Source organism: Iocasia fonsfrigidae (assembly GCF_017751145.1).
Lineage (GTDB): Bacteria > Bacillota > Halanaerobiia > Halanaerobiales > DTU029 > Iocasia > Iocasia fonsfrigidae.
In genome coordinates this window covers 3,422,428-3,435,451 of the sequence record NZ_CP046640.1, presented here as the reverse complement: position 1 = coordinate 3,435,451, position 13,024 = coordinate 3,422,428, and the positions used below count along the sequence as shown (strand labels likewise).

Here is a 13,024-nt window from a genome sequence, read left to right as displayed (position 1 = left end):
CAAGATGATGTTAGAATGTATTTTGTCGTCACAAAAGATGGTGATAGACAACGCTGTCATTTTAAAATTTCCTTGACAGGAAGAGATAGAGATGTTAAGATATATCTTGTCGTCGCTAAAAGCGGTAAGTTGTTGGAACTATTAAGTAGTTGCATGATAAAAAGATTATTTCAAAAAAACTACTTGACAGTAATCGACAGAGATGATAAGATGTAAAACGTCGCTGTTAACAGCACTTGGAAAATGATTTTTGAAATAAAATAAAACTTCTTGACAAGTGAGGTTAAAAGTGATAAGATATAATTCGCTGACAGATAATAAAAAGTCAGTGAGATAAACAATTAATGTTCCTTGAAAATTGAACAACAAGCAATGACGCAAGTGCGAGCCTTTTTTAAATAAAAGGCAAGTATCCAAAAGAGTTCAAAAGTATTCAAAGAGTCACAAATAATCTATTAAAATTTTTAATGGAGAGTTTGATCCTGGCTCAGGACGAACGCTGGCGGCGTGCTTAACACATGCAAGTCGAACGACCCGCCTTAACAGAATCCTTCGGGATGAAGATAAGATCCGGGTAGTGGCGGACGGGTGAGTAACGCGTGGAGAACCTGTCTCTCAGTCAGGGATAACCTGGCGAAAGCCGGACTAATCCCAGATAGCCTTAAGAGTAAGCATTTACACTTAAGTAAAGGTGCCTAGGCATCGCTGAGAGGTGGCTCCGCGTCGGATTAGCTAGCTGGTGAGGTAATAGCTCACCAGGGCAACGATCCGTAGCTGGTCTGAGAGGACGATCAGCCACACTGGGACTGAGACACGGCCCAGACTCCTACGGGAGGCAGCAGTGGGGAATCTTCCGCAATGGGCGCAAGCCTGACGGAGCAACGCCGCGTGAGTGATGAAGGCCTTCGGGTCGTAAAGCTCTGTCCTTAAGGAAGAACCGTCAATGCAGGAAATGGCATTGACCTGACGGTACTTAAGGAGGAAGCTCTGGCTAACTACGTGCCAGCAGCCGCGGTAATACGTAGAGAGCAAGCGTTGTCCGGAATTACTGGGCGTAAAGGGTACGCAGGCGGATAGGCAAGTCAACTGTGAAATATACCGGCTTAACCGGTAAGGTGCATTTGAAACTGCCTATCTTGAGTGCAGAAGAGGAGAGCGGAATTCCTAGTGTAGCGGTGGAATGCGTAGATATTAGGAAGAACACCAGTGGCGAAGGCGGCTCTCTGGTCTGCAACTGACGCTGAGGTACGAAAGCTGGGGGAGCAAACGGGATTAGATACCCCGGTAGTCCCAGCCGTAAACGATGGACACTAGGTGTTGGTGGTTCGAATCCATCAGTGCCGGAGTTAACGCGATAAGTGTCCCGCCTGGGGATTACGGTCGCAAGACTGAAACTCAAAGGAATTGACGGGGGCCCGCACAAGCGGTGGAGCATGTGGTTTAATTCGATGCAACGCGAAGAACCTTACCGAGGCTTGACATCCCGTGACCATCTATGAAAGTAGAGTCTAGTCTTTGACTACACGGAGACAGGTGGTGCATGGCTGTCGTCAGCTCGTGTCGTGAGATGTTGGGTTAAGTCCCGCAACGAGCGCAACCCTTATCCTTAGTTACCAGCAAGTAAAGTTGGGGACTCTAAGGAGACAGCCGGTGAAAGCCGGAGGAAGGTGGGGATGACGTCAAGTCCTCATGCCCTTTATGCCTCGGGCTACACACGTGCTACAATGGTCAGTACAGAGGGGAGCGAAGCTGTGAAGTGGAGCAAATCTCAGAAAGCTGATCCCAGTTCGGATTGCAGGCTGAAACTCGCCTGTATGAAGTTGGAATCGCTAGTAATCGCAGGTCAGCATACTGCGGTGAATACGTTCCCGGGCCTTGTACACACCGCCCGTCACACCACCCGAGTTAGATGCACCAGAAGTCATTTGCGAATGCCAAAGGTGTGTCTGGTAAGGGGGGTGAAGTCGTAACAAGGTAGCCGTACGGGAACGTGCGGCTGGATCACCTCCTTTCTAAGGAGAATGCGTCAAGCTTGTTGTTCAACTTTGAGGGAACGTTAAAAATGTTTCCTTAAACTGTTCTTTGAAAACTGCATACAGGAAAAGACGAAGGTACCAGAAAAGAAGTAAGAGGTCTGAGGTAAGAAGTAAGAAAGCGAAGACGGAAACTTCTAGGAAGGTACTACAATTTTCTAAGAAGAAAGATTAAGCTAATAAGGGCTTACGGTGGATACCTAGGTACCTGGAGCCGAAGACGGACGTGCCAAGCTGCGAAAAGCCGCGAGTAGCTGCTAAGAAGCGTAGATACGCGGATATCCTAATGGGGAAACCCGGCGGTCGAGAGGGCCGTCATCATATAGTGAAAGAAGTAGCTATATGAAGGGAACCGGGGGAAGTGAAACATCTAAGTACCCCGAGGAAAAGAAATCAAAAGAGATTCCCTAAGTAGCGGCGAGCGAAAGGGGAAGAGCCCAAACACATTTAATGTAAGGCTACAGCCGTTGTTAAATGTGGGTTTAGGATAATCATGAGTGAGACTGTAGAATCACAAAGGCAGTTGAATCTTTAGCCGAATGACCTGGGAAGGTCAGCCAGAGAGAGTAAAAGCCTCGTAGGTGAAAAGGAGAGACACCTTAGATTATCCAGAGTACCACGGGACACGAGGAACCCTGTGGGAAGAAGGGAAGACCATTTTCCAAGGCTAAATACTACCAGGTAACCGATAGTGAACAAGTACCGTGAGGGAAAGGTGAAAAGAACCCCGTGAGGGGAGTGAAATAGAATATGAAACCGTAAGCTTACAAGCAGTGGGAGGACTATTAGAAAGTCTGACCGCGTACTTTTTGTAGAACGGACCGGCGAGTTATTCTTAGTAGCGTAAGGTTAAGCCAGAAAGGTGAAGCCGCAGCGAAAGCGAGTCTGAATAGGGCGCAAGTTACAAGGAATAGACCCGAAGCCAGGTGATCTACCCATGACCAGGGTGAAGCGGGAGTGAGAACCCGTGGAGGCCCGAACCAGGTGATGTTGAAAAATCATTGGATGAGTTGTGGGTAGGGGTGAAAGGCCAATCGAACCTGGAGATAGCTGGTTCTCCTCGAAATAGCTTTAGGGCTAGCCTCAAGGAATAAAACTAGGCGGTAGAGCACTGATTGGACTAGGGGCCCAACAAGGTTACCGAATCCATTCAAACTCCGAACACTTAAGTTTATAAGCCTTGGGAGTCAGACTACGTGGGATAAGCTTCGTAGTCGAAAGGGAAACAGCCCAGACCACCAGTTAAGGTCCCAAAGTACAGACTAAGTGGGAAAGGAAGTGAGGTCGCAAAGACAACCAGGATGTTGGCTTAGAAGCAGCCATACATTTAAAGAGTGCGTAATAGCTCACTGGTCGAGCGTCCTTGCGCCGAAAATGTAACGGGGCTAAAGTCTGTCACCGAAACTGTGGATGTGTAAATTGTTCACGGAGTCTATTGATAACTAAGAGATAGAGATATAGAGTTACATTTAGTCAAAAGTAACAAAAAGAAATTCAAAACGAGACTTTTGACCAAATGACTCCAGGCTAAAGTCTATTTAGCAAAGCAGTAGATTGCGTGAACAGTTTACACATGGTAGAGGAGCATTGTATAGTGGAAGAAGCTGTACCGTAAGGAGCAGTGGACGCTATACAAGAGAGAATGCCGGTATGAGTAGCGAAAAGAGGGGTGAGAATCCCCTCCGCCGAAAGTCTAAGGTTTCCTGAGGAAGGCTCGTCCGCTCAGGGTAAGCCGGGACCTAAGCCGAGGCCGAAAGGCGTAGGTGATGGATAATTGGTAGAGATTCCAATGCCGCTATTAATCGTTTGAATGAAGTGGGGACACGGCAAGAAAGACAAAGCACACGACTGGAGGTGTGTGCAGAAGCCCAAGGTAGGAATAAAGAGGCAAATCCCTTTATTTAACTATCGAAGGTGATCTGGACCCGAGAGAGGGGAAGTTGTCAAACAAGCTGTCAAGAAAAGCCACTAGTGAGATTAATAGTGCCCGTACCGCAAACCGACACAGGTAGACGGGATGAGAATTCTAAGGCGCGCGAGAGAACCCTTGTTAAGGAACTCGGCAAAATGACCCCGTAACTTAGGGAGAAGGGGTACCACGAAAGTGGGCACAGCAAAGAGGCCCAAGCGACTGTTTAGCAAAAACACAGGTCTCTGCTAAGTCGTAAGACGAAGTATAGGGGCTGACGCCTGCCCGGTGCTGGAAGGTCAAGGGGAAGTGTTAGGTGAAAACCAAAGCATAGAACCTAAGCCCCAGTAAACGGCGGCCGTAACTATAACGGTCCTAAGGTAGCGAAATTCCTTGTCGGGTAAGTTCCGACCTGCACGAATGGCGTAACGACTTGGGCACTGTCTCAACAAGGGACTCGGCGAAATTGTAGTACCAGTAAAGATGCTGGTTACCTGCGACAGGACGGAAAGACCCCGTGGAGCTTTACTGTAGCCTGATATTGGGTTTTGCTAAAGGATGTACAGGATAGGTGGGAGGCTAAGAGCTTGGTACGCTAGTATCAAAGGAGCCGCAAGTGGGATACCACCCTTTCTTTAGCGGAATTCTAACCAGAGGCCATAAACTGGTCATGGGACATTGTCAGGTGGGCAGTTTGACTGGGGCGGTCGCCTCCAAAAAAGTAACGGAGGCGCCCAAAGGTTCCCTCAGTGCGGATGGAAATCGCACGAAGAGTGTAAAGGCAAAAGGGAGCTTAACTGTGAGACCAACAAGTCAAACAGGTACGAAAGTAGGGCTTAGTGATCCGGCGGTATTGAATGGAAGAGCCGTCGCTCAACGGATAAAAGTTACCCCGGGGATAACAGGCTTATCTCCCCCAAGAGTTCACATCGACGGGGAGGTTTGGCACCTCGATGTCGGCTCGTCGCATCCTGGAGCTGAAGCAGGTTCCAAGGGTTGGGCTGTTCGCCCATTAAAGCGGTACGCGAGCTGGGTTCAGAACGTCGTGAGACAGTTCGGTCCCTATCCGTCGCAGGCGAAGGATACTTGAGAGGAGCTATCCCTAGTACGAGAGGACCGGGATGGACACACCGATGGTGTATCAGTTGTTCCGCCAGGAGCATAGCTGAGTAGCTAAGTGTGGAATGGATAAACGCTGAAAGCATCTAAGCGTGAAACCAGCCTCAAGATTAGGTATCCCACTCGCAAGAGGTAAGCCCCCTGGTAGATGACCAGGTTGATAGGTTGGAGGTGGAAGTGTGGTAACACATTAAGCTGACCAATACTAATAGGGCGAGGGCTTAATCTTAACTTTAAAAATTATTTTCCTGTATGCATTTTTGAAAGAATAGTCTATTGACAACTAAGATAGATATGCTATAATATTTGGTGTATTATAAAAAGCAGATAAAATTTTCGGTGGCAATTGCGGAGGGGAAACACCTGTTTCCATTTCGAACACAGCAGTTAAGTCCTCCAGCGCCTATGGTACTGCAAGGGTGACTTTGTGGGAGAGTGGGTCGCTGCCGATTTTATTTCCATAGGGCGTAGCCAAGTGGTAAGGCAATGGGTTTTGGTCCCATGATTCGCAGGTTCAAATCCTGCCGCCCTAGCCACAATATGTGGGCCATTAGCTCAGTCGGTAGAGCACCTGACTTTTAATCAGGGTGTCGGAGGTTCGATTCCTCCATGGCTCACCAATGACGCGGGGTAGAGCAGTCTGGTAGCTCGTCAGGCTCATAACCTGGAGGCCGTCGGTTCAAATCCGGCCCCCGCAACCAATTATATTCTTGTATGCTTTGTTTAAATACGGAGCACCTGTGGTACAACCAAATTTTTCTTATATGATTTTAGTTAGATACGGAGTGCCTGTGGTGCAACCAATTATATTCTTGTATGCTTTGTTTAAATACGGAGTGCCTGTGGTGCTACCAATTTCTCACACTTGATTTATTATTCAGTTGCATGTATAATTAATATAAAATTTCGATATGTTTTCTTGCGGGAGTAGCTCAGCTGGCTAGAGCATCAGCCTTCCAAGCTGAGGGCCGCGGGTTCGAATCCCGTCTCCCGCTCCATTATACATGGGTCTATAGCTCAGCTGGCTAGAGCATGCGGTTCATACCCGCAGTGTCAGTGGTTCAAATCCACTTAGACCCACCAATTAAGAGGTATGAGGTAAGAAGTCGGAAGTAAGTATTATTTTCTTACTTCTGATATCCTACCTTCAACATCTAAACCGGAGAGGTACCCAAGTGGCTGAAGGGGCGGGTTTGCTAAACCTGTAGTAGGGTTTAACACCCTAGCGAGGGTTCGAATCCCTCCCTCTCCGCCATATGCCCTCATCGTCTAGGGGTCCAGGACACCAGGTTTTCATCCTGGCGGCAGGGGTTCGAATCCCCTTGAGGGTGCCATTTTGGGCGAATAGCTCAGTTGGGAGAGCACCTGCCTTACAAGCAGGGGGTCACAGGTTCGAGCCCTGTTTCGCCCACCATAAAAGAAGTAAGAGGTCAGAAGTAAGAATTCATAAGACTTGATGATGAATTATGCTTTTGAGTAAGTGCAAACTAAATTTGCATTCAATCCTACCTCTGATGTCATACTTCTGACATCTAAATACGGAGGCGTAGCGTAGTGGTTTATCGCGCCGGCCTGTCACGCCGGAGATCGTGGGTTCAAATCCCATCGCCTTCGCCATTTTTTTTGCCAATGTAGCTCAGCAGGTAGAGCACTTCCATGGTAAGGAAGGGGTCACCGGTTCAAATCCGGTCATTGGCTCCAGTGTAATATGGGGATATAGCTCAGTTGGGAGAGCGCTTGACTGGCAGTCAAGAGGTCAGGGGTTCAAGTCCCCTTATCTCCACCACAACGGATGTAAGAGGTAAGAAGTCAGAAGCAAGAGACTTGAATTTAGTGTTTTTAATGGTATTTATAATATTAATTAGGATTCACAGGTTGTTAGTTGGTTTTATAAGTGCAAACCAAATTTGCATTCAATCCTACCTCTGATATCCTACATCCTACTTCTAAAAAGCGGAGGGGTGCCCGAGTGGCTAAAGGGAGCAGACTGTAAATCTGCCGGCGATGCCTACGAAGGTTCAAATCCTTCCCCCTCCACCAGATGCGGGAATAGCTCAGCTGGTAGAGCATCTCGTTGCCAACGAGAAGGTCGCGGGTTCGAATCCCGTTTCCCGCTCCATATTTATACTTATGTATACATCACTCTAGCGTTTTATGTAGAGTGTTTTTTTATTATTATAATTTTTGGTTTTGATTAAATAAGATAAACTCTAGTTAAAAAAAGGGATTACTTATTTTATGAAGAAGTATAACTAAGTTATTTTTTTAATGAATATTTCAACCGGTTGCAAGACTTGTAATATAACGAGTATAATGATATATAAAAGAACTGTAAATTTAGTTAAAAAAGATGTGGAAATTAATTATACAAGATGCTTAATTAGTAATAAATAATAAAAGGGGAGATTGAAGTGAGAGCATATCATCGGAATAAATATCAAGAAAAACCTTTATACCCTTGTGAGCCGTGGAATATAACAGAGGATAGCTTTTCAGTAGAGACTAATCATCATAATGAGGCGATCTTTTCCCTCGGAAATGGGTATATGGGGATGCGAGGGACATTAGAAGAAGATTACTCTGGACCAGACTATACTTCTACACCAGGTATGTATATCAATGGTGTATATGGCTCAGAGGAGATAATATATCCTGAAGAGGCGCCAGATTTACCTCGTCAGAGTCAAACTATGTTAAACCTGGCAAAATGGTCATCTATCAATCTATATATTAATGGTGAAAAATATGACCTGCTTCAGGGTGAGGTGAGTGACTACAGTCGATCACTTGATATGAAAAAGGGTGTTTTGCTAAGGGAATTAACCTGGACCAGTCCAGGAGGGAAAAAAATATTTTTTAATATTTTACGGTTTTTATCTCAGGATAAACCCCATTTGGGGATGATTATTTATAAATTTAAGCCGCTAAATTTTTCCGGACATGTTTTATTAAAGACAAGAATAATGGGTGATTCTACTAATTATCATCATTTGAGAAATAAAAGGGAACTTGTAGTTAAAGACAGAGGTTTTCAAGGAGAAATTGAGTACATTATTCAGAAAGCAACCAGTACATTTATTGCAACTGGTATGGCATGTAGGAATGTTTTAATACCTTCTAATGAAGGTGTTATTATAAGCAAAAAACACCTGTCTTCAGAGAAAGGGCTTAGTGTTGAATATGAACTTAATGTTGAAAAGGGAAAAGAATATTCTCTACAGAGATATTTATGTGTATATACATCATTAGATTTAGGTCTTAATATTGACTTTTCAGAGCTTGAAAATAAATTGAAAAATAAACTTATAAATAACCTAAATATTGCTGTGGAGATGGGGGATAAAAATCTATTAAAAAAGCATACTGATTATATGGCAGAATACTGGAGTGATGTTGATGTAAAAATATATGGTGATTTAGCTTTACAACAGGCGTTCAGATTTAATGCCTTTCATCTTTTACAGTCTACCGGCCGTGACGGTAGAACAAATATTGCTGCTAAAGGTTTAACAGGTGAGTATTATGAAGGGCATTATTTCTGGGATACTGAAACATATATCATGCCGTTTTTCCTTTATAGTAGGGCAGAAATTGCCAAAAGTCTATTAATGTACCGCTATCATAACCTTGATAAGGCAAGGAAAAATGCTAGGAGGGTAAGACTTGATGGGGCTCTTTTCCCCTGGAGGACAATTAATGGTGAAGAGGCATCTGGCTTTTTTATGGGTTCTACTGTTCAATATCACATTAATGCAGATATAGCTTATGCTATTTATCAATATTATAATACCACTAAAGATAAGGACTTTTTGCATAATTATGGTGCAGAAATATTAGTAGAGACTGCCCGTATGTGGATAGATCATGGTGGATATATACCACTTCGAGATGGGAAGTTTTGTATTAATGAGGTCTGCGGTCCTGACGAATATAAACCAGGTGTTAATAATAACTGTTATACCAACTATATGGCTAGATTCAACTTGCAGTGGGCAATAGAGGTGATTAAGAAAACTGCTGAAGAAAACCCTAAGGCATATCGTGATTTAAAAGAGCGAATTAAGCTAGAGGAAGAAGAAATAGATGCCTGGCAAAAGGCTGCGGACAATATGTTTCTGCCATTTAATAAAGAACTCGGTATTCACCCACAGGATGACTCTTTTCTTTATAAAGAAGCAATCGATGTAGATGCTATTCCTTCTGAAGAAATTTCTCTGGTAAAGCACTGGCATCCATTGGTTATCTGGAAATATCAGGTTATTAAACAGGCAGATGTAATATTGCTGATGTTGTTATTGGGAAATCTCTTTTCTTTAGAAGAAAAAAAAGCTAATTATGATTTTTATGAGCCGAAAACAACACATGATTCTTCCTTATCACCGGCTATTCACAGTATAATTGCGAATGAGATTGGTTATATGGATGATGCCTATAATTATTTTATGATGACAGCCCGTTTGGATCTTGATGATTATAATAATAATGCTTATCAGGGTGTGCATACAGCATGTATGGCAGGTTCCTGGTTAGCTTTGATTAAGGGGTTTGCTGGCATGCGCAATTATGACGGAAAGTTATATTTCAATCCCTGTGTTCCTCGAAAATGGAAGGGGTTTGCCTTTAAGATAAAATTTCAGGATAGACAAATTAAGATAAGTGTTAAGCGTGATAAAACTTATTATAAGTTAATTACAGGTGAAGAGATTAGGATTTTCCATAAGGGAGAGAGATTCTTATTATCAGCTGGCAGAGGAATAGAAAAAAGCAATTTTTAAATTTTTAAGGAATTCATTAAAAAAAGAAGGAATTTTTTAATAAATGTTTAAATATAAATTATATTGTAGTGTTTTACAACCGGTTGTAGAATTTTAAAAATCAGATATACAACCGGTTGTAAAACATAAAATATAAGGGGGGTTAATAGTGAAAAAAAGTATTTGGATGATGGTTTCAGCAATTCTACTTATGGGAGTAATTTTTGCAGTAGCTGTAAGTGCTGACGAGACAATAACAATTATGGGGGTCTGGGGTGGAAATGAATTAGAGGCCTTTACTAAAGTTATGGAGACATTTGAGGCTGCCTCTGGAATTGAGGTCGAGTTTGAAGGGACAAGGGATCTGCCTACTTTATTAACTACAAGGCTGGAAGCAGGTAATCCACCAGATATAGTTCATTTAACTGGTTTAGGAATGATGGAAGAACTTGCCCGGGAGGGAGATTTGGTAGATCTGATAGATGTACTTGATATGCCACAATTTAATGAAGATTATAATGCTGTCTGGAAAGAACTGGCTACATATGAAGATGGTATGTATGGTATATATATATCTGCTGATGTCAAGAGTTTAGTCTGGTATAATCCTAAAGCCTTTGCTGCTAAAGGATATATAATCCCGAGTGACTGGGATGATATGGAAGCATTAATGGATAAAATGATTTCTAATGGTGATATTCCCTGGGCAATTGGACTTGAGTCAGGTGCAGCCAGTGGATGGCCTGGGACGGACTGGATTGAAGATATTATGTTAAGAACTGCTGGACCTGAGGTATATGACCAGTGGGTTAATCATGATATTCCCTGGACTGATGAAAGGGTCAAAAGGGCGTTTGAGATTTTCGGTGAAATTGCACGAGATTCCAGTTATGTCTGGGGAGGACCAACGGCAGTGAATGCTAGTAACTTTGGTGATGCTGTAACACCTCTATTTGCTGAACCGGTTCAGGCTTATATGCATCGTCAGGCTAGTTTTATTACCAGTTTTATTAAAGATAATAACCCTGATTTACTTGCTGGTGAGGATTTTAATTTCTTTGCCTTTCCTGAAATTGAAGAGGAATACGGGACACCTGTACTTGGTGCTGCCGATATGATGGGCTTAATGACAGATAAACCAGCAGCAAAGCAGTTTATGAGATTTCTTGCCTCACCTGGGGCACAATCTATCTGGGTTAGTGAACTTGGTAAGATAGGTGTAAATAAGAGAATTAATCCAGCTGTTTATCCAGATGAATTAACAGCTAAAATGGCTGAAGTCTTGAAAAATGCAGAAGTATTTAGGTTTGATGGTTCAGATTCTATGCCTAAAGCAATTGGCTCTGGTGCTTTCTGGACTGGGGTGGTAGATTATGTAAATGGTCAGGACCTTGATAGTGTCCTGGAATACATAGAATCAGTTGCTGATGAAACATATACATCTGGTGCAGCAACTAATTAAGGGGATGTTAATTAATGAAGTTGAAAAATCAAAAACTGTGGGTGGCCCTTTTTATAGGGCCTGCTCTTTTTTTTATAACCGTCTTTTTATTATATCCGTCAGTTCATACAATGATTATTAGTTTTCTGGGGAAACGCTCTGAGACATTTGTAGGAATGAAGAATTATATTTATTCCTTTACATCGCCCACAATGTTAACAGCTTTTAGAAATAATCTGATGTGGCTGGTATTTTTTACAGCAGGAACGGTTGGTATGGGATTATTAATGGCGATTCTGGCAGATAAAATTAAATATGAAAAATTAGCTAAAACAATTATATTTATGCCTATGGCAGTATCTTTTGTAGGAGCCAGTGTTGTCTGGAAGTTTGTTTATACATATAAACCGATATTTACTAATCAAATAGGCCTATTAAATCAAGTGATTGTATTATTTGGCGGCAGTCCAAAGGGTTGGTTGATGAAAGGCCCCTGGATGAATAATTTTTCTCTAATATTTGTAGGTATTTGGATCTGGACTGGATTTTGTATGGTACTTCTGTCAGCTGCCTATAAGGGCATACCCCGGGAATTAATGGAGGCCGGTAGGGTTGATGGTGCCAATGAGTGGCAGGTATTTACTAAAATAATTATTCCTTCAATGAAGAGTACTATTGCTGTAGTTACCACAACGATGATTATTAATGTACTTAAGATCTTTGATATAGTCTATGTAATGACAAACGGTAATTATGGAACAGAGGTTATTGCTAATAGAATGTATAAAGAAATGTTTCAGTATCGCAACTATGGTAGGGCCAGTGCAATTGCAGTGATATTGTTCCTGCTGATTATACCAGTTATTGTAATGAATATTAAAAGGATGAAAGGGGAGGACAGCTAATGGAGTCAAATAAAGCTTTTGCTAAAATCATCTTGCATCTTCTTATTATTATAACAATTTTTGTCTGGATCTTGCCTACTATGGGTTTATTGATTACGTCTTTTCGTCCAGCAGAGGATGTAAATAATACAGGCTGGTGGACAGTGTTCAGCAGTCCGCTGGATTTTACACAATATACTATCGAAAATTACAGTAGGGTTTTTCATTCAGTTGGAATGGATGTAGCTTTTAAGAATTCATTTTTAATTGCAATTTTTGGAACATTAATTCCGGTTGTTGTAGCAGCCTTTGCAGCCTTTGGCTTATCGAAATTAAGCTTCAAGGGTCGGGGTATAGTCTATGGTGTTATTATTAGTTTGCTGGTAGTTCCTTTACAGCTAACCTTTATACCAATCTTAAAACTATATAATATAATTAATTTATCAGGTACTTTTGTTGGCTTATGGTTAGCCCACACAGGATATGGCCTGCCCCTGGCAGTTTTTATGCTCCACAATTTTTTTCAGGGATTACCTGATGATTTATTCGAAGCAGCTTATATTGATGGGGCTTCAATCTGGACTGTATTTTACCGTCTGGCATTACCACTATCAGTACCGGCGATTGCTTCACTTTTTATTTTTCAATTTCTATGGGTGTGGAATGACCTCCTGGTTGCCTTAATATATCTGGGTGGTAGTAGAAGTGTAGCACCCTTAACAATGAAACTGACCAATCTAGTAGGTTCCTATGGGCAGGACTGGCATTTACTAACATCTGCTGCCTTTATATCAATGATTATCCCTCTAATTATCTTCTTTTCATTACAACGCTACTTTGTAAAGGGAATACTGGCTGGTTCAGTAAAGGGATAAAAAGAGGAT

Annotated in this window: 5 protein-coding genes, 13 tRNA genes and 3 rRNA genes; all 21 read left to right on the top strand. The window is 42.5% G+C overall.

Going from position 1 to position 13,024, the window contains the following annotated elements:
• The first annotated feature begins 15 nt into the window (after positions 1-15).
• The 21 genes from GM661_RS16470 (at position 16) to GM661_RS16370 (ending at position 13,015) form a co-directional block, all read left to right on the top strand.
• Positions 16-216, top strand: a complete 201-nt coding sequence (locus GM661_RS16470) for a hypothetical protein (RefSeq protein WP_230867775.1) — start codon at positions 16-18, stop codon at positions 214-216.
• Positions 217-464: 248 nt separating this feature from the next.
• Positions 465-2,012, top strand: a 16S ribosomal RNA gene (locus GM661_RS16465).
• 190 nt (positions 2,013-2,202) lie between these two features.
• Positions 2,203-5,290: ribosomal RNA gene (locus GM661_RS16460) — 23S ribosomal RNA — on the top strand.
• Positions 5,291-5,396: 106 nt separating this feature from the next.
• A 5S ribosomal RNA gene (gene rrf, locus GM661_RS16455) occupies positions 5,397-5,513 on the top strand.
• The 16S, 23S and 5S rRNA genes sit together here with 13 tRNA genes alongside, the layout of an rRNA operon.
• A 9-nt stretch (positions 5,514-5,522) precedes the next feature.
• Positions 5,523-5,597, top strand: a tRNA-Gln gene (locus GM661_RS16450).
• Between the two features lie 8 nt (positions 5,598-5,605).
• Positions 5,606-5,681, top strand: a tRNA-Lys gene (locus tag GM661_RS16445).
• 4 nt (positions 5,682-5,685) lie between these two features.
• A tRNA-Met gene (locus GM661_RS16440) sits at positions 5,686-5,762 on the top strand.
• A 220-nt stretch (positions 5,763-5,982) separates the two neighbouring features.
• Positions 5,983-6,059: transfer RNA gene (locus tag GM661_RS16435), tRNA-Gly, on the top strand.
• 8 nt (positions 6,060-6,067) lie between these two features.
• A tRNA-Met gene (locus tag GM661_RS16430) sits at positions 6,068-6,144 on the top strand.
• Between the two features lie 78 nt (positions 6,145-6,222).
• A tRNA-Ser gene (locus tag GM661_RS16425) sits at positions 6,223-6,316 on the top strand.
• Positions 6,317-6,319: 3 nt separating this feature from the next.
• Positions 6,320-6,395: transfer RNA gene (locus GM661_RS16420), tRNA-Glu, on the top strand.
• A 4-nt stretch (positions 6,396-6,399) separates the two neighbouring features.
• A tRNA-Val gene (locus GM661_RS16415) sits at positions 6,400-6,475 on the top strand.
• Positions 6,476-6,601: 126 nt separating this feature from the next.
• A tRNA-Asp gene (locus tag GM661_RS16410) sits at positions 6,602-6,678 on the top strand.
• Between the two features lie 8 nt (positions 6,679-6,686).
• Positions 6,687-6,762: transfer RNA gene (locus GM661_RS16405), tRNA-Thr, on the top strand.
• A 9-nt stretch (positions 6,763-6,771) separates the two neighbouring features.
• Positions 6,772-6,847: transfer RNA gene (locus GM661_RS16400), tRNA-Ala, on the top strand.
• A gap of 169 nt (positions 6,848-7,016) precedes the next feature.
• Positions 7,017-7,101: transfer RNA gene (locus GM661_RS16395), tRNA-Tyr, on the top strand.
• A gap of 3 nt (positions 7,102-7,104) precedes the next feature.
• A tRNA-Gly gene (locus tag GM661_RS16390) sits at positions 7,105-7,180 on the top strand.
• Between the two features lie 292 nt (positions 7,181-7,472).
• Positions 7,473-9,836: a glycoside hydrolase family 65 protein gene (locus tag GM661_RS16385; RefSeq protein WP_230867774.1), complete on the top strand. Its 2,364-nt coding sequence runs from the start codon at positions 7,473-7,475 to the stop codon at positions 9,834-9,836.
• Between the two features lie 148 nt (positions 9,837-9,984).
• A complete protein-coding gene (locus tag GM661_RS16380; protein WP_125986267.1) occupies positions 9,985-11,277 on the top strand; it encodes an ABC transporter substrate-binding protein in 1,293 nt (430 codons plus the stop codon).
• A 14-nt stretch (positions 11,278-11,291) separates the two neighbouring features.
• Positions 11,292-12,161: a carbohydrate ABC transporter permease gene (locus GM661_RS16375; RefSeq protein WP_230867773.1), complete on the top strand. Its 870-nt coding sequence runs from the start codon at positions 11,292-11,294 to the stop codon at positions 12,159-12,161.
• The gene (locus GM661_RS16370; protein WP_230867772.1) at positions 12,161-13,015 is read left to right on the top strand and encodes a carbohydrate ABC transporter permease; all 855 of its coding nucleotides are present in this window, start codon (positions 12,161-12,163) and stop codon (positions 13,013-13,015) included. The genes GM661_RS16375 and GM661_RS16370 overlap by 1 nt, the downstream gene beginning before the upstream one ends.
• Positions 13,016-13,024: the final 9 nt, after the last annotated feature.